Origin of the sequence: Psychrobacter sp. P11G5 (genome assembly GCF_001593305.1) — a bacterium.
GTDB lineage: Bacteria > Pseudomonadota > Gammaproteobacteria > Pseudomonadales > Moraxellaceae > Psychrobacter.
In genome coordinates, this window is record NZ_CP012533.1 from 1,650,628 (window position 1) to 1,668,645 (window position 18,018).

Annotated in this window: 17 protein-coding genes; 8 read left to right on the top strand and 9 right to left on the bottom strand. The window is 40.3% G+C overall.

The features are described 5' to 3' along the window. Window positions 1–135 precede the first annotated feature (135 nt). Entirely contained in the window at window positions 136–1,290 is a 1,155-nt protein-coding gene (locus AK825_RS06895) for an acyl-CoA dehydrogenase family protein (protein ID WP_068035729.1), read from the bottom strand. A 304-nt stretch (window positions 1,291–1,594) separates the two neighbouring features. Here AK825_RS06895 and AK825_RS06900 point away from each other — a divergent pair, with 304 nt between their 5' ends. From AK825_RS06900 to AK825_RS06925, 6 genes are all read left to right on the top strand, one after another. Then, entirely contained in the window at window positions 1,595–2,371 is a 777-nt protein-coding gene (locus AK825_RS06900; protein WP_068035731.1) for an enoyl-CoA hydratase, read from the top strand. Window positions 2,372–2,460: 89 nt separating this feature from the next. Next, complete coding sequence (locus AK825_RS06905) at window positions 2,461–4,074, top strand: 3-hydroxyacyl-CoA dehydrogenase (RefSeq protein WP_149038753.1); 1,614 nt, start codon at window positions 2,461–2,463, stop codon at window positions 4,072–4,074. 83 nt (window positions 4,075–4,157) lie between these two features. Further along, window positions 4,158–5,360: a 3-oxoadipyl-CoA thiolase gene (locus AK825_RS06910; RefSeq protein ID WP_068035734.1), complete on the top strand. Its 1,203-nt coding sequence runs from the start codon at window positions 4,158–4,160 to the stop codon at window positions 5,358–5,360. 153 nt (window positions 5,361–5,513) lie between these two features. After that, on the top strand, window positions 5,514–7,298 hold the full coding sequence (locus AK825_RS06915) for a fatty acid--CoA ligase (RefSeq protein WP_068035736.1): 1,785 nt from the start codon (window positions 5,514–5,516) through the stop codon (window positions 7,296–7,298). Between the two features lie 109 nt (window positions 7,299–7,407). After that, window positions 7,408–7,878 carry a thioesterase family protein gene (locus tag AK825_RS06920; protein WP_068035738.1) on the top strand — a complete coding sequence of 157 codons (471 nt, stop codon included), beginning with the start codon at window positions 7,408–7,410 and terminating at the stop codon, window positions 7,876–7,878. 156 nt (window positions 7,879–8,034) lie between these two features. After that, on the top strand, window positions 8,035–9,036 hold the full coding sequence (locus tag AK825_RS06925) for a hypothetical protein (RefSeq protein ID WP_227514132.1): 1,002 nt from the start codon (window positions 8,035–8,037) through the stop codon (window positions 9,034–9,036). A gap of 189 nt (window positions 9,037–9,225) precedes the next feature. On the opposite strand, the gene AK825_RS06930 is transcribed toward AK825_RS06925, so the two are convergent. The 8 genes from AK825_RS06930 to AK825_RS15025 form a co-directional block, all read right to left on the bottom strand. Continuing rightward, on the bottom strand, window positions 9,226–10,026 hold the full coding sequence (locus AK825_RS06930; RefSeq protein WP_068035740.1) for a hypothetical protein: 801 nt from the start codon (window positions 10,024–10,026) through the stop codon (window positions 9,226–9,228). A 139-nt stretch (window positions 10,027–10,165) separates the two neighbouring features. Further along, window positions 10,166–11,860 (bottom strand): HAMP domain-containing sensor histidine kinase, encoded by a 1,695-nt coding sequence (locus AK825_RS06935; protein ID WP_068035741.1) that lies wholly within the window; start codon window positions 11,858–11,860, stop codon window positions 10,166–10,168. After that, window positions 11,823–12,482 (bottom strand): response regulator, encoded by a 660-nt coding sequence (locus AK825_RS06940; RefSeq protein WP_068035743.1) that lies wholly within the window; start codon window positions 12,480–12,482, stop codon window positions 11,823–11,825. Before AK825_RS06940 ends, AK825_RS06935 begins: the two co-directional genes overlap by 38 nt. Before the next feature lie 295 nt (window positions 12,483–12,777). After that, window positions 12,778–13,545: a PAP2 family lipid A phosphatase gene (locus AK825_RS06945; RefSeq protein WP_068035744.1), complete on the bottom strand. Its 768-nt coding sequence runs from the start codon at window positions 13,543–13,545 to the stop codon at window positions 12,778–12,780. Window positions 13,546–13,592: 47 nt separating this feature from the next. After that, window positions 13,593–13,985, bottom strand: coding sequence for a diacylglycerol kinase (locus tag AK825_RS06950; RefSeq protein ID WP_227514149.1), 393 nt, complete (start codon window positions 13,983–13,985; stop codon window positions 13,593–13,595). Between the two features lie 464 nt (window positions 13,986–14,449). After that, complete coding sequence (locus AK825_RS06955; protein WP_068035746.1) at window positions 14,450–15,046, bottom strand: PepSY domain-containing protein; 597 nt, start codon at window positions 15,044–15,046, stop codon at window positions 14,450–14,452. Window positions 15,047–15,410: 364 nt separating this feature from the next. Further along, window positions 15,411–15,701, bottom strand: a complete 291-nt coding sequence (locus AK825_RS15020) for a cytochrome b/b6 domain-containing protein (protein WP_346243088.1) — start codon at window positions 15,699–15,701, stop codon at window positions 15,411–15,413. Beyond that, window positions 15,677–15,934, bottom strand: a complete 258-nt coding sequence (locus AK825_RS15025) for a cytochrome b/b6 domain-containing protein (protein WP_346243089.1) — start codon at window positions 15,932–15,934, stop codon at window positions 15,677–15,679. Before AK825_RS15025 ends, AK825_RS15020 begins: the two co-directional genes overlap by 25 nt. Window positions 15,935–16,234: 300 nt before the next feature. Here AK825_RS15025 and AK825_RS06965 point away from each other — a divergent pair, with 300 nt between their 5' ends. Together AK825_RS06965 and AK825_RS06970 are read left to right on the top strand one after the other, a co-directional pair. Beyond that, window positions 16,235–17,215: a CorA family divalent cation transporter gene (locus AK825_RS06965; RefSeq protein ID WP_068035747.1), complete on the top strand. Its 981-nt coding sequence runs from the start codon at window positions 16,235–16,237 to the stop codon at window positions 17,213–17,215. Window positions 17,216–17,299: 84 nt separating this feature from the next. Further along, window positions 17,300–17,983 (top strand): DUF1345 domain-containing protein, encoded by a 684-nt coding sequence (locus AK825_RS06970; protein ID WP_158511267.1) that lies wholly within the window; start codon window positions 17,300–17,302, stop codon window positions 17,981–17,983. Window positions 17,984–18,018: the final 35 nt, after the last annotated feature.

An 18,018-nucleotide genomic window follows, 5' to 3' on the forward strand; every position in this document is an offset into this window, starting at 1 on the left:
TATTGTTGTGAGAATGAAAGACTATAGTCATGGTGACGTGACTTAGGTATCTGCGTCCTAGCAAATACCTCAATACGCTTTGAGAATGTAAATATTCTTTAGTAATCAAATAACCAGTAAGCGAATAAACGACAACTACTCGCTAACTTCTTTGATCATATTGCGGGCGATAATAATTTGCTGGATTTGAGTAGTGCCTTCATACAAACGATATAAGCGCACATCACGATAAAAACGTTCAATGCCATAATCCGCAATATAGCCCGCACCGCCATGAATTTGCACGGCTCTATCAGCAACTCGGCCGCACATTTCGGTCGCAAACATCTTGGCACATGATGATTCAGTAACGACATTTTTACCTTCATCGCGCAGACGTGAGGCATCTAGCACCATAGATTTAGCCGCATAAATCTCTGCTTTTGAATCAGCGAGCATGGCTTGAATAAGTTGAAAATTGGCTATCGGTTGACCAAACTGCTTACGCTCAACGGCATAGTGTAAGGCATCATCTAACATTCGACTTGCTGCGCCTGTACTCGCTGCAGCAATATGTAGACGTCCTTTATCTAGTACTTTCATAGCGGTTTTAAAACCTACACCTTCTACACCACCAATCAACGCATCAGCAGGCACTACGCAATTATCAAAGATAACATCACAGGTATGCGCGCCTTTTTGGCCCATTTTTTTATCAATTTTACCCAAAGTAATACCAGGGGTATCGCTCTCAACGATGAAGGCTGAAATACCACCCGATCTTTTATTTTGTGGATCAGTACGTGCCATCACAGTAAATATGCCGGCTTCAGGGGCATTGGTAATATAGCGTTTAGTACCGTTGATAACATAAGTATCGCCATCTTTAATAGCAGTGGTTCTTAATGAGGCAGCATCTGAACCTGATTCTGGTTCGGTCAAACAAAATGAGCCGATAATTTCACCACTGGCGAGCCTTGGTAGGTATTTTTGTTTTTGCTCTTCGGTACCATCAATGACTAGACCAGATGAGCCAATACCATTATTTGTCCCGATTAGTGAGCGAAACGCAGGAGATGTGCGCCCTAATTCAAATGCCAGTGTGACCTCTTCTTCCATAGTAACGCCAAGCCCGCCGTAAGCTTCGGGAATAGTAAGTCCAAACAGCCCTAACTCACGCATTTGATTAATGATATCGTCTGGAAGACGATCGTTTTCTGCTACCCAATGTTCCATTGGTATTAATTGGTTGCTAACAAATTGGCGGATAGTTTCGGTGATTTGGTTAAGAGTTTCCCTATCTCTGATCATGTGATTCTTCCTTGTTTGATTAATACTTAGATTGATAGCGGCTTCATAATTGCCTTGAACAAATAGCATAATTGATAGTTTATTAAATTACAACACTTTTGGTTTAAATAACCGCAATGCGGTATTTATTAAAAAATAATAGTTCAATAAGTTCGTTTATTTTTAAATTTAACTGAATTTCACCCTTCACAAAGGAAAATAAACAGTATATATTGGTCTTAAATATCGCTATGCGGTATTAATTATTAATATATTTTAAAGATTGCGCTATTTTATCTAACGACATTATTTAAAGGACAGCATCATGGAAGATCAAATCATTATTTGTGAAACATTAGAAAATGGCGTTAGTGTAATAAGACTGAATCGTCCCAAAGTTCGCAATGCTTTAAACACTGAACTACGCGAAAAAATGGCAGAGATTTTCATTAAATTAAACGATGACCCAAAGACCAAAGCTATTGTATTGACTGGTGGCGATAAGGTGTTCGCGGCTGGTGCTGATATCAATGATTTCTTAACCGCAAAAACGGTTGATATCTATCTACGTAATAGCGAGCGTTATTGGGATGCCATCACCAATTGTCGCAAGCCGATTATTGCAGCGGTCAATGGCTATGCGCTTGGCGGCGGCTGTGAGCTCGCTATGCATGCCGACATCATCGTCGCTGGCAAGTCTGCTAAGTTTGGACAACCAGAAATCAAAATCGGATTAATGCCTGGAGCAGGGGGCACGCAGCGGCTGTTTCGTGTGATTGGTAAACATAAAGCCATGAAGCTGATATTGACGGGCGACATGATAAGTGCAGATGCAGCTGATCAAATGGGGCTGGTCTCTGAAGTGGTCGAAGATGAGGCGGCTATTAAGCGTGCTATTGAAATCGCTGAACAACTAGCAGGTTACTCGCCTATTGCTTTAACCCAAATAAAAGAAGTCGCTAATCTCGGGGTAGATATGCCATTGCAAGGCGCATTGGCTTTGGAGCGTAAAGCCTTTCAGATTTTGTTTGATACCGAAGATCAAAAAGAAGGCGCGAAAGCCTTTTTGGAAAAACGTGACGCGAATTATAAAGGTCAGTAGCTTGTCAAAGCATAGAGAGAAAAAGCAACTATAGTTTGAAAACGAGACTATTCAACAAAAGCATATAAATTAACAAGACCATATAAAGGATTATTATGACTGTTAACTCATTGGCCATTATTGGCACCGGTATTATGGGCATGGGTATTGCCCAAATCGCTGCTCAAGCGGGCATTCAAGTGCTGTTATTTGATGCCAAAGCAGGAGCTGCTGAGCAGGGTCGTCAATCCCTTCAAGCGACACTCGAAAAACTATCGGCTAAAGGCAAATTTACCGATGAGCAGCTACAGTCTACTTTATCGAATCTAACCGTGATTGAAGATGTAGCCAAAATTGCCAATGTAGATGTCGTTGTTGAAGCCATTATTGAGAATTTAGAAATAAAACAACAGCTTTTTAAACAGTTAGAAAGCATCGTGACAGCCGAGACAATTTTAGCAACTAACACTTCATCGCTAGCGGTGACCGCGATTGCCTCCGATTGTGAGCACCCAGAGCGCGTGGCAGGATTTCATTTTTTTAACCCCGTGCCATTAATGAAAATCGTTGAAGTGATTCCGGGTATCTCTACTAAATCTTCAGTGGTTGAGACGCTTACGGATTTAGCCAAACGCATGGGGCATTTAGGGGTCGTTGCAAAAGATACCCCAGGGTTTATTGTCAATCATGGTGGCAGAGCTTATGGCACAGAAGCCTTAAAAATACTAGGCGAGGGGATCGCTAGTTTTGAGGATATCGATCGTATTTTACGGGAAGGGGCTGGCTTTCGGATGGGACCATTTGAGCTGCTTGATCTCACTGGCATCGATGTGTCGCATCCAGTTATGGAATCGATTTATAACCAATATTACTTTGAGCCTCGCTATCGCCCCCATCCTTTAACCCGTCAAATGCTAACGGGTAAAAAGCTTGGTCGTAAAGTGGGTGAAGGATTTTATCACTATAAAGACGGTCAAAAATCAACAGTGGGTACGTCGCAACAATCATCGCCTGAAGCATTAGGTTCTAAAGCTAAATTTTCTAAAACAGGGTCTGATACCTCAAACCTAACGGTTTGGATTGGGGCAGATTTGGCAGAAGATAAACAACAGCTGGTTGAGTATCTAAACGCTAACGACATTACTATCGACGATAACGATAAGCCAAACTCTGACAGCTTAATATTGCTGGCAATCTATGGTGACGATACAACCAATGCGGCTATTCGCTATCAGGTTAATCCTAAACAAGCGGTTGCCATCGATATGCTGACTGACTTATCCAAGCATCGTACGTTGATGCCAAGTATCGTCACCCAAGATAACTTTGTAGCGCAAGCTTATGCCATATTTGGTAGAAATAATAAGTTCGGTAAAAGCTCGGATGAGGGTTCAAATGTTGCTGTCGATGCCACGCTAATTGCCGAAAGCACTGGTTTCGTGGCGCAGCGAGTCGTTGCGATGGTCATTAATTTAGGTTGCGATATTGCGATGCAAGGTATTGCCACACCAAAGGATATCGACAATGCCGTCAAGCTTGGATTAGGTTATCCGTATGGTCCTATCTCATGGGGGGACGAGCTTGGTGCCGAGCGTATTTTACTTATCTTAGAGCGTATTTATGGGTTAACAGGTGACCCACGCTATCGTCCTAGCCCATGGTTACAGCGCCGTGCCAAGTTAGGTATCTCATTATTTACTCAACAGAGTAATTGTCAACGCTAGATTGCTGATGCTAAGAGCTAGACCAATTTAATAAACGCTATATTTCAATAATGCAAATTCTCAAAACACAACAAGGAACAGTTATGTTAGACGCCTATATTTATGACGGATTAAGAAGCCCTTTTGGTCGCCATGGTGGAGCATTAGCAACCGTGCGCCCTGATGACTTAATCGCCACAGTGATGAAGACTCTGGTCGAAAAGCACCAATTACCTAGCGATATCTTTGATGAAGTACTGATCGGTAACACCAATCAGGCCGGTGAGGACTCACGCAATATTGCTCGTAATGCTGCATTGCTAGCGGGACTAGATGTCACAACGCCTGGTCAAACCGTCAACCGTCTATGTGCCTCAGGGCTGTCTACCGTCATCGATGCTGCCCGTAGTATCACTTGTAACGAGGGTGACATATTTTTAGCAGGTGGGGTTGAGTCAATGACCCGTGCACCATTTGTCTTTGCTAAGACCGAGCAGCCTTTTAGTCGTGAATTTAAAGTATTTGATACCACTATTGGCAGCCGGTTTCCCAATCCTCTTTTGACTAAAGAATTTGGTAGCGATAGCATGCCGCAGACGGGCGATAATGTCGCTCGCAAATACGGTATCACTCGTGAAGAGGCGGATAAATTCGCAGCAGCCTCGCAAGCTAAATATCAAACCGCCAAACAAGCGGGGTTCTTTGATGAGGAAATAACGCCAATTATGGTATCGCAAGGTAAGAAGTTACCCGAAAAAGCGATAACAGAAGATGAGCATCCTCGCGCCAGCTCTACTGTTGAAGCGTTACAAAAACTGAAACCTTTAAATAACGATGGTGTCGTCACAGCAGGTAATGCGTCAGGTATTAACGATGGAGCGGCTGCGCTAATTATTGGCTCAAAGCAAGCAGAAGAAAAGTTAGGCTTTAAGCCTATTGCTAAGATTCTCTCATCTGGTGCGATGGGTGTTGAGCCAAATATTATGGGCGTAGGCCCTGTTGAGGCGATTAAACTGGCATTGAAACGTGCCAATTTGTCCCTTGATGATATGTCCATCATTGAGATTAATGAAGCATTTGCCTCGCAGGTTCTGGGTTGCCTTAAGGGTTTGGATATAGATTTTGATGATAAACGCGTCAACCCCAATGGCGGGGCGATTGCCGTCGGACATCCGCTTGGCGCATCAGGCGCAAGACTTGCGTTGAGTACGGCGCGCGAGCTACAGCGTACGGGCGAAAAATACGCGGTAGTTAGTTTGTGCATTGGTATCGGGCAAGGGCTTGCCATGGTGATTGAACGAGTCTAACTCTTTCTATAGTCAATCCACTATAAAAGAGTGACAGCGTTAACCTCGTTTGAAGTATTACCTATACATCTGTACTCGGTTGCCTTGCCCCTCTTTTAAATTGAATCAACTATATGACCACGCCATAATATTTTATTATCAAGGACGACAATAATGACTACCATACTCAACCAACATGAAGATTACCAACAAGCCGAAGAAGCGTACGGTTTTCCTTTGATTATCAAACAGCTGCTAAACCGTGCAAAAGTTGCCTCTACTCAGCAAACCATTAGTTATGCCGATAAGGTCACTTATACGTATGCTGAATTTTTTAAGCGGGTTAACCGCTTGGCAAACGTACTTAAAAACATGGATTTGCAAGCAGGTGATGTGGTTGCGGTTATGGACTGGGACAGTCATCGTTACCTTGAAGCGTATTTTGCCGTGCCTATGTCTGGCATGATTTTGCAAACCGTCAATGTACGCTTGGCTGAAGATAAAGTGCTGTATACCATCAATCATGCTAAGCCTAAAGCCTTGTTATTAAATGCTGAATTTGAGCCAATGGCGAAAAATTACCGTCATGAAGCCCCTTCTATTGAGAAAATTATCTGGCTTGATGATGCTGGTTTCGATGACATTGGTTTTGAAGGTACTGGTTTTGAAGGTACTGGTTTTGAAGGTACTGGTTTTGAAGGTACTGGTTTTGATGATGCTGAGTATAGTGAAGACAATATAAAAGCTAAGCAAGTTAGCATGCCAGATTATGTCGAAGGTGAATATGAAGCCATGCTAGCTGCGGCCAGTGATGAGTTTGATTTTCCAGATTTCGATGAAAATACCATCGCCACCACATTTTATACCAGTGGCACGACGGGAGACCCAAAAGGCGTCTTTTTTACCCATCGACAGATCGTATTACAGACGCTATCGAGTACCCTTGCATCTGCACTCAGTGCCGAAGGTCAAGGTGCTCGCTACAATGATGTCTACATGCCGATGACGCCATTATTCCATGTGCATGCATGGTGTTGGCCGTATGGGGCAACCATGATAGGGCTAAAACAAGTGTATCCAGGCCGATATGTATCCGAAGTATTGGTTGATTTAATTGAACGCCATAAAGTCACGCTGTCACATGGTGTCCCAACCATTTTACAAATGTTAATTAAAGAGATGGCCACCCGAGGTCGCAAGTTTAACGGCCTTAAGTTATCAGTAGGGGGTTCCAAATTAAACGAAGGCCTGGCTGAAGCCGCTCTTGAAAGTGGAATAGAGTTTATCTCGGGGTTTGGGATGTCAGAGTCATGTCCTGTACTCGCCAGAATGGCATTCGGTGATCAGACAAATGCGATGACAACGACAGAAGAGATCAATTATCGTTGTCTTTCTGGCTCACCAATTATGCTGGTATCGATGGAGATTTGGGATGCAAACGGCAAAGCTTTACCAATGGATGGTGAGTCGACAGGGGAGCTGGTTGTGCGAGCGCCTTGGCTGACCCAAAGCTATTTTAAGAATTTAGATGCTGGCAATGAGTTATGGCGCGGTGGTTGGATGCATACCCAAGACATTGCCTGTATTGCCCCTGATGGCACGCTAAAGATTACCGATAGACTCAAAGACGTCATCAAGTCAGGTGGCGAATGGGTATCCTCACTTGAAGTCGAAAATATTTTATCCTTTCATCCGAGCGTTGCTGAAGTGGCCGTCATTGGAGTAGCGGATGAAAAATGGGGCGAGCGTCCTTTAGCATTGGTCGTCTTGAAACCTGAGCATGTCGATATCAAAGCGGACGCTATTTTAGCGTTAGGTCATCAAGCGGTTGAAAAAGGCTATTTACCAAAGTATGGCGTGCCAAGTGAAATAAAATTCTTAGTAGAAATGCCAAAAACCAGTGTGGGTAAGCTCGATAAGAAAAAGATGCGCATGATGTACGCAGAAAAATTAATTTAATCCAAAAAATTCTATTGATGATTGCGAAAAACAATCATTTGAGCTTGCTGATGATTTTAACGTTTATTAATAATACCTGTGTTAATTGGCATTACTAGAGGAGAAAACTATGAAGGCTTTAGCTATATTACCGGAAATGCAAGAGACGCTGAATAAAGACAAACACCATCCCATGCATGGTTTTGCGGTTATCTATTCTCAACAAGTAGAATGGGGCGATATGGATTCTTTTGGTCATGTCAATAATGTGGTCTATTACACTTATGCCCAAAACGCTCGTATTTACTATAACAGTCAATTAAATCTATTCAATGAAAAGACTTTTTCAGTCATGGCAGCGTCATCCTGTCAATATTTCAAACCAGTGACTTATCCCGATACCTTATGGATTGGGGTTCGAGTTAAGAAAATTGGTAATGCCAGCGTGATTCATGAATATACCTATTATAGTACGGCTATGAATACTATCGTCGCTAGCGGTGAATCAGTACTGGTATATCTTGATAAAGCCAGTGGACAAAAGAAAAATATCGATGAGTCAAAAAAAGCCGCGATTACTGCTTTTGAAAGTTTTAACTAAATTAGGAGGCAAGTTTCTTTATATAAGGAGATGGTACTGGTATTTATAAGATTAAAAAATACGGTAGCAATATAAATTCAAAGGGATTTAAATGGATTTTAAATTAACACAAGGAATGTATAGATCATGCTTTATATAAAAAAGTTGTCTTTTGGTTTGGCGGTTCTGGGGGCATGTGTACAGGCACAAGCAATAGATCTTGTCACCAATGGAGATACTACTTTAAGTATCGGTGGGTATGTTAAAGCGGAGGGTATATTTTATTCTCCAGATGAAGGGGAGTCTGAGTTCAAAGGAAGTGGACGACAATCTCGGATTAATCTTAAAACCACGAAGAACGTAAATGATAAAAAATTAACGGGTTTTATTGAAGGGGATTTTTATGGCAATGCCGCGAATGGCGGTTCAGACTTGCGGCTTCGTCATGCTTATGCTCAAGTCGATGATTTGACCGTAGGTAAGACATGGAATGGTCAGTTCTTAGCGGTCTACCCACTTTTGACTGATCAGCTTGACTTTCGGGGCACGGGTTTGGGCACCATCTCTGGTGGTGGCGCTTATATTCGTCCAGATTTGACTGTGCATTACGTTCATAAAGGGCTTCGTTTTACGGCTCAAGAACCTGTTGATGAAGAAGCTAATTTGCCGGATATGGTTGTTAGCTACAAGGATAATATATCTGATCTTAGCTATAACTTGGCTGTTACTGCTCGTGAGGCCAAAAATGGAGAAGATTCGGATATAGGCGTCGGTGTCTCTTTGGCTGGTAAACTAAAGCTGGGTAATGATTCGCTACATGCGAGCGTATATAACGGTAAAGGGATGGGCGTTTATTCCACAGTATGTGTTGGAAGAGTCCTTGGTGCGACTAGCGATTTAGATTGTGATGCCGAAGACGGTAAGCTTGTGTCGCAAACTGGCTTCACTGTAGGGTATAGGCATAAGTTTACAGAGAAACTGATGAGTAACATGCGTTATGGTGAGATTAACGTAGATGATGAGGTAGATACCTCTGTGAACGTAAAAAGCATCAACCTTGTCTATGAGTATTTACCAGATCTGGATATTGGTATTGAGTGGAGAGATCGAAGCGATAAGACCACTTTAGAAGTGAGAAAAGGTCAGCAAGTTGAAATAATGGCTAAATATAACTTCTAAGCTGAATAGTTAAGTTTAGAATTGACAGTATAATTTATGAAGCTATTCTAGATAGGTAAAATAATCTAGGATAGCTCTTAACTGATTCTATTTGGTTGGTAAGTTGTGAAAGTAAATTAAAGGCTTTTATTGAATTACGGCTCATATAGTTCAGTACTGGTAAATTGCAATTAAATAGACTTACATTTATCAATGCGCTTTAGTACTAGCCCGCTGTTTAAACACTAATAAACAGACAATGATAAAGCCTAATAGTGCTGCGGAAGCGCCAAAGCGACTCAATGCAAGACCACCATGATCAATAGGCTTATCTAAGAAGTCACCTAATACCGCTCCTAAAGGGCGAGTCAAAACGAAGGCACTCCAAAATAAAAGCGTTTTTGATATTCTAGTGCCAAAATGCATCAAAGCAATAAGCACCAATAAAGAGCCAAAGATGATAGCACTCGTTGTGTAGCCCATGCCTTTGGTATCTGCGACCCAGTCGCCTAATGCGGTACCAAGCGTCTGCGAAAACATAATAGTCGTCCAGTAAAACACCTCCGCTTTGGGTTTACTAATACTGTCGACGGCAATGCTCCCCATCGTTTTTTGCCATATAACTAAACACATCACAAGTAGAGCGACTAGTAACGCTGAGCCGCCAGCGTAGCCAATTCCTAATGATCTCGTCACATAATCTGCTATCGTTGTTCCTAAAGTCGTTGTCGCGATAATCGTCGTCCAATATAACCATTTATTAAACGAGTTCGCTTTAATTTGGGTGGCAACCGCTATGCCAAATAGGACAGCGAATATACCAGTACTGACGATGTAGCCTAGGTTGAGCGACATTGATAAGGCGTCGCCTGCTGTCTCACCAAGTGTCGTAGCAGCAACTTTGATTATCCAAAAAAGTAAGGTAACCTCTGGAACTTTGGATAAAGCATTTAATACTGGATCGTTATCTGAAACGCTGGATGAGTATTGAGCTTTTAAGGTTGTATTCATGGATGGATTCACTCTATCGATAAGCAAATTTAGTGTCCTGTTGTAGACATTACTAAACTATCAATAGAGGTGTTAAGAAAGTGTCAAGATACAACTATTTAGATCTGGAAAGCTTCCATGAAAAGTTCAAATTATTGATTTAGAAAACCAGCGTCATACAAAGCCCTCGATTACTATTCTGGCTTGAAGTTGCCGAAGTGGAGTCGTTCATAAAGACATCTATACCTGCCTGCTCGCAAATTGACTTGACGATAGAGAGGCCTAGTCCAGTGCCTGCTATTTCTTGTGATTTCTTGCTGGCACTATCTGATCTTGATGCGCTTATATTATCGCTGAATTGATCAGCTGTACTTGGTACTTGATTAAGCCTTACAAAGGGCTCAAAAACATTCTCATAATCACTAGGATGAATACCTGCGCCTGAATCTATTATCTGCAACACCAATCTGCCACTTAAGGTTTTGGATAAATTATTTAATTTTCCAGAGTGAATCACATGTGAGCCAAAATTGTACTGAGCATTTAAAGCCGATTTATCCAAACTGCCTGAGTTTTGCTTAAGTTGATAGAGTTTAACCATGACTTGACCATTATCTGGTGTATAAATAATGGCGTTTTGAATCAGGTTTTTGATGAGCATTAATAACGAAGTCTCATCTATATCTACTTTGCTATTAGGTTGCAAGTCAACGGTCAGCTCGATGCTTTTATTATCAGCAATGGGAATGAGTAAGCCAATGACTTGTTCGATAATGAAGTTAACGCTGGTTGGTGTTTCTTCAGGATCGAGCGCTGTATTGATATTGCCAGCTCTAGCGAGCGTTAATAACTGCTCAACCAAACTTTGATTGCGTTTCAAGCGAATAGCCAGTTTATCAAGACCTTCTGACATAACGGTGTCATTACTAATACGCTGTAGTCGTTGTAGCTGTAATGAGATAGCAGTGAGCGGCGAGCGCAGTTCATGGGCAGCATCAGCGATAAAGCGTTGCTGACGTTCAATACTAATTTTTACTAAAGCCAATAGTCTATTTAAAGATGCTGCTAGTGGCAGCAATTCAGAGGGCAGTCTACCAATCGATAAAGGACTTAGGTCATTCTCATTACGTGCGCTTATCTCATAGTGTAATTGGCGCACAGGTTTCATCATTCGCCACATGATAAAAGGGAGTAAAAGCAGTAACAATGCTATACCGATAATAAGGGGTAAAAAAGACTGTAAGGCACTGGCTTTGGCTAAATCGTCTTGTAGATCCGTTTGTTGGCGTAAGATTAGGGCTACTTTTTCATTAGTATTCAAAGACTCAATCTTGACATTACTTCTATAAGTTCGCCAAGTATGGTCATCAATGTCTTGATCACTTATTCCTATTGGAATATTAGTTAATAATGCCATCGGTATAGGTTCTGAGTAATCATGCTCGTCATCACTTTGATCGTTCTGATAATCTTCTACCCCGTTACCGTTACCGTTACCGTTACCGTTATCGAGTGAGGCAGAGAGTATGACTATATCAACGGTGATAGCACCATCATCGTCATCGGTATCAAAGTGAATGTTGCTGCGGGCATGCTCGTCACTGTATGAATAAGCAGCATTATTATTTAAACCACTAATATTAAGCGACTGCTCTAACAATGCCGCAGTATTTTTTAAGTTATCATCTTGAAAGTCATTTATCTCGTTATAGCTGTACCAAAATCCATAACCACCAGCGACTATTGCCAATAGCAATAATGACAAAACAGACCAAAAGATAAGTTGGAACTGTAGTGAGTTAAAGAGGTTACGGAATTTAGGCATTGCTGATGTACCACCCAAGCCCACGAACATTCTTGATTCTATCTTGCCCGACCTTTTTGCGTAAGTTATGAATCAAAAACTCAATGGCGTTACTCTCAACTTCACCGCCCCAACCATATAACGAATCCTCAAGTTCACTTTTGGACATGACTTTTTCAGGTGACAACATAAAGGTAATGATGAGCATATACTCTTTTGCGGTTAAATCGATAGGATTGCCATCCATCATGACTCGTTTGTGCGCGGTATCCAGACTGAGATTACCAACCGTCACTTGATTGTCAGCCTTGCCTTGAGCTCGGCGAATAAGCACTCTCATGCGTGCAAAGACTTCTCCTAACTCAAAAGGCTTGACGACATAATCATCAGCCCCTGAGTCTAATCCTGCAATTCTGTCTTTTAATTGATCACGCGCGGTGAGTATCAACACTGGTGTTTCAATCTTGGCATCGCGAATAGCAGTCAACACGCCCATGCCATCAACCTCTGGTAAGCCTAAATCTAATAAGATGATGTCATAAGGTTGCACCCTTAATGTCAGTATGGCTTGACGACCGTCTTTGACCCAATCAACTGTATAAGCCTCATCTTGCAAGGCTTCACTCAGACTCTCGCCAATCATCAAGTCATCTTCGACTACCAATACTCGCATGGGATATCCTTATAGATGTGGTTTAATGCCGCTATTTTAGTCATCGTCGTCTAACTGACTACTGATAACTTGACCTGTCATGCTATCTATAATTAAACCATAGTTCTGTGTACCCTTGGCAATTTCAATTTCGCAAAAACGGTTGTCAGCGGTTTCGATATGAGTCCATCATACAAAATAAGATATAGGAGAAGCTTAGCGCAGATTAAGCATTTGATTAGAAGTTCAAATTCACTGGCAAAAAAAGACCCTATAATTTATAGGGCAGAAGCATTAGGTAGGTTAGTGCTAATAGCTATTTAACTGAGTCTACTGTACTGTTTAAAATAAGATTACGTTCTTTGATAATAGCTGCGCTTTTAAAAAATACGCTGGCAAGCGCACAAGCTATCGTTAGTGAGAGTAACATCGATACTAGTGTATGACTAAAGAAATGATCCCCAAACAGCATCTTGTACATTCCCATTGTCCATCCTAAGGCAGTAACTATTGCAAGTATTTTATAGCGATACTTATGCAAAGTGGGTAAAAATGCTAATCCATATAAGGAAAAACCTGCGCTAGCATGTGCCGCTGGGAAGCATTTGGCTGGCGTTTGGGCGACTATATTTTGCCAGAGATTAAGATAAGGAAGATCACCATTAAATAATGTTAAGTGATTGGGGCAACTAACATGGGTGACACCTTTTAATAGTGCAATAGAGCTTGGCACTGCAATCAAAATAATAAGTAAGTAACCTATTTCACGAACTGATAAAGGAATAATAAATCTATCGAGCTTACTACGGTTAATGGTAGAAGCAGTATTCGAAGGTTGTCTGTATTTGATCATTAACACGGTTATCAAATACATTGCCACTAGGATCAAAAGTGCTTTAGGTCCATCATAAAAGATAAAAGCGTAAGGCTGAGCGCCTTTTTCTAGAAACCATTGCCCATTGGTATAAAAAAGCTCACTAATACCAACATCAAACCGACTATGCTCAAAAGTTAGACTCGCAATGACAGTTAAGCACAAAAGCTTAAGCCACGTCCAATTAGCTGAGTTATTTTCTAAAGTCATCAAGACACCCTACTCAATTTATTAGGTTGTAAAAGCTTAAGTGTTGTTCAATGTAAAAGGCTTAATAACGCCATTATCCATAAAACAAATAACATTAATAACGCCAAAAACTGTGCAGCAGAACCGACATCTTTCGCTATTTTAGCTAATGGATGTTGCTCCATCGAAGTATGATCGACACTCGCTTCAATACCAGTATTAATGAGCTCAACGATAAGGGATAAGAAGGAAGCGATCACAAGCATCATTTTGATACTGATGCCAAAAGGCATAAATATAATGACCATGAACAATATTAGATTAAGCCAAAAAACCTGCCTGAATGCCGCCTCGAACTGATAAGCCGCTTTAAAACCATCTATAGAATACCCCGTGGCTTTTAAAATACGAGCCAGACCTTTTTTACCCTTAACATTATTTGCAAAGTTATCCGCTACCATTAAAGTATCAGGTGTTTTTTGGTTGTCAGGATGGGAGTTTGTGTGGTCGTTGTCGAAAGTAAGGGGTTCGATATGGTTCATATTGATTGCTTAATAGTTATTAATATTCGGGTATGTAGCAGGTTTTAAGAAGCATGTTAAATACTTAGTAAAATCAGCAGACTTTGAGTATATGACAGAAGGGGTTAAGAAAGCGTTAAGGTAAAACTAATATCTGTTTTTATACATAGCAAAAAGCAATAGCTGACACCTTGTTCTATTATGGTATCGGCTACTGCTGCCTACTAACGTTGAAGTTAAAATATAATGTAAGTGCAATCATCGATATAATTATTTTTCTAATGATCCCAGCTAGGAGAAGGTCACTGGTTAGCACTTAAATCTTAGTATGGGCTTAGCGCTGTTAAGAAAACGTTAAGATAGGATAATAGCTAAATTTGAAACTCATTCTTTTGGCTCGTTCTTTAGTCATCATCCTCCACGTCAAATTGACTACTTAACACCTTACCAGTATTGGCATCTATGCTCACATCATATATCTGATTGCCTTTGACGACTTCAATGTCATAAACCGATTGACCTTTTTCTAGCTCGAACTCAGCACTAATGACTTTACCATTCACACTTTGTGCTGCTTTTTGCATGGCCCTAGTTAGCGTAACTTTAGCCTGCTTCATAGCACTGTATTCAGCCATGTCCTCTTTATCTAGTTTTTCTTGCTCAGTCTTGAGAACTTTACCCGTATTGGCATCAATCTTTACTTCATAAGCCGTACCGTTTGATACAAACTCAACTTCATATTCGCCCGTTACGGCACCCTTGCCATTATCATCATCGTCGTCATAATCAAACCCTGCACTAACCAGATCACCTTTGGCATTTTGTTTGGCTATCTCAATTGCCTGCGATAGGCTGATTTTACTTTGCATGGCGCTGATAGCTTCACTTGACTCAGTTACCGCTTTGGTATTGGCGGCAGGGGCGGCTATAGCGGTTGCACCTACACCTGCAATAGTAAGGGCGACAATCATTGATTTGGTTAACACTGATAGGTTTTTCATAAGATTCATCCTTTTTATTAAGTCAATTTCTGACACACCGTTAACGGTTTTGTCAGCTACCTTGTGGGTATGAATCTATAATACGAGAAACGACATAGGAGAAACTTAGCGGGAATTAAGGGTTTAGTTAGCGAGTAAAAATAATAAAGGTAGATGGTCACAATACTTAAAGCACCAAGATGGCACTGAACGCCTAAACACTAAGGTTGCCATTGGAGAACGTTTAAGTAGTCGTCTGACTCTTGATTGTACCTACAAGATAAAGCTCAAGAGATTGAAATAGTTAGTACGCCTATTAACAGCTCAATAAAAAGTGCTAAGCCCATAGATCTAGCCCTTTTACTAGACCGGCGAGTGAAGACAATTACTTCATACGATTGATCAGCTTATCTTTTAAAATAAACTGATGATAGAGTGCTGCACAAATGTGCAATAATGTAAAGGCTATAATCATCGACCAAATAATATTAGTATGTATATTTTCATAAAAGCGTGCTGAACTACGATTAGGGTCTACAAAAACAGGAATTTCAAACAGTCCAAACATATCAACTGCATGACCACCATAGACTGACGTCAGTAGCCCTGCCACAGGCATCGCAATCAGGAGGCCATAAAGAGCAAAATGAGTCAACTGCGATATTTTTTTTGCCACTGCGGCATGACAACGGCTGCAGGCACTTTGATTAATAAGCGATTGAATCCACGAGCAAGCATCCAAAATAACACGCTGATACCAAAGGCTTTGTGTAAATTAATATATAAGTCCTGATCAGTATTTTGGTATATCACCATTAGTATCCAAGTTACCAGCAACAAAATCGCACTTATCCAGTGAAATATTCGGCTGCTAATTGGCCATTTTTGCACTTGCATTACCTTATCCATATATCACTTCATTTATAAATACATTTTGTTATTATTAGGCTTGTCAGAGGCAGCTTTACGTAGCGCTTTTTGTAGATGGGGTAAATTTCTAAGCGAGTTCAACAATTATTTTATGCTCAGTCTGAATATATTGATTAATAGTCATTAGAATCGAAATAGAAAGGCATTGGTTGACACTTGGATACCAGTATAAGGTTGGTGTGGTTAAGAAAATGTTAAGATAGAATCAATTTATAGAAATTATTAAAAAAGATAGTGTCAATTATTTTATGAAAATATAAAGTAAGCAAAGGAACAAGGATGTCAGAAAAATTCTTACAAAACACGACACTCATCGCGTATTCATCCTCACGAGTATCAAAACTACCTTGTGATGACATTACCAAGTTGAACTTTGAGACACAGGGTGACGAGGTTTTTTGGCTCAATACCTATGGGCTGAGCGAATTAGACGAGATGAGACAAATTGTCATCCAAAATCAGTTTGATGACTTTTTAATTAAATTACTCCAAGATGATGACCATGCCAACAAGGTTATCGAGCTGGATAACGTATTGTTCATCGCTTTAAAAGTATTGAAAACTGATGATAAAAATTTAGATAATGAACAACTGATTTTTGTTGTATCGTCAAATATGTTATGGAGTTTGCAAGAGAATATTGGCGACCATTTTCAGTGGATTCGTGATCGCTTGATTCAAGGTAAAGGGCAAGTACGAAGCAAAAGAGTCGATTACTTAATCTTTCTTTTGATTGAATCACTGATAGCAAACTATGAGGAGACGTTTGAAAAATTATTGAATGCTGACAGTGACTCTATAAAGGTGACGAATATTAATCCAACACCTTATTTTACTGAAAAGGTTGAGGAGCAAAAACGTCGCATGTTAAATTTTAAGAAAGCAACGCTAAGCTTGCGTAATACGATTGTAAAACTAGAAACAATTAACATTATCGCTATGGAAAGCAAATATTTCATAGAGCTCAAAGAGCAAGCAAACAATTTAATTGATGAAATTGATTTTGAGTTGTTTGAACTTGACAGTAAAATCAACCTAATATTCTCAATTCAGGGACATCGTTTGAATGAAATCATGCGTACCTTGACTTTGGTGTCAGTGGTATTTATACCATTAACATTTTTGGTAGGCGTTTACGGCATGAATTTTGAGTACATACCTGAGCTAAAGTGGCACTATGGTTATTTTATTTTACTTAGTTTGATGGTAACGATAACAGTGAGCATTATTATGTATTTTAAGAATAAAAAATGGTTTTGAAACATTCCTATTGATGATGTAAGTTAATACCACTCAGTATAGTTGTATAATCTGAATCCTCATTGATAAGGTATGATTAAAATTATGGCACTATCATCAGATACGTTTCTTAGTCATTGGCGTTTGCTAGGTAGTCTGTTGATGGGGCTTATCGTTGGGATATCAGCAACCAGTATTTGGTCGTTGTCTTTTAGTACCAGCTTTATTATAGGATGGGACTGCGCCATTCTTGTTTTTCTGAGCACTATCATAATCATGCTACGAAAAGATACGATGCACGAGCACTTAAATAGTGCTAAGCAAAGCAAGTTTTCGATTTTAAGCTTGATTATAGTTTCAAGTTTCATTTGCGTTTATGCCATCGCTAAACAAACTCAAATTGGTAAGAACTATCAAGACCTTATGTTTGCTCTAAGTATTAGTCTGACTATTGGGACGATATTCATTACTTGGCTGATGATTCAAATTATTTTTGCCATGCAGTATGCCTATTTATATTTTTCTGAGGCGCAAAAAGGTCATATTTTACCCTTAGCTTTCCCTGAAACAATGATGGAGACTAACGCTGATCGGAGGACACCAATTGACGTCAGTTTTGAAGATTTTTTCTATTGTGCAGTTGCTATCGGTACTTCAGGTCAGACCGCTGATATTGTCTTTACCTCTAGAATAGGTCGGAATCTGGCTACTCTTCACAGTATCATTGCCTTTGTCTTCAACTTAGTCATTATTGCCTTACTGATTAACATCATTGCCACTTACTTGTAATACATTAGGACTTTTAAAGGCAGTCTCTTAGTAGA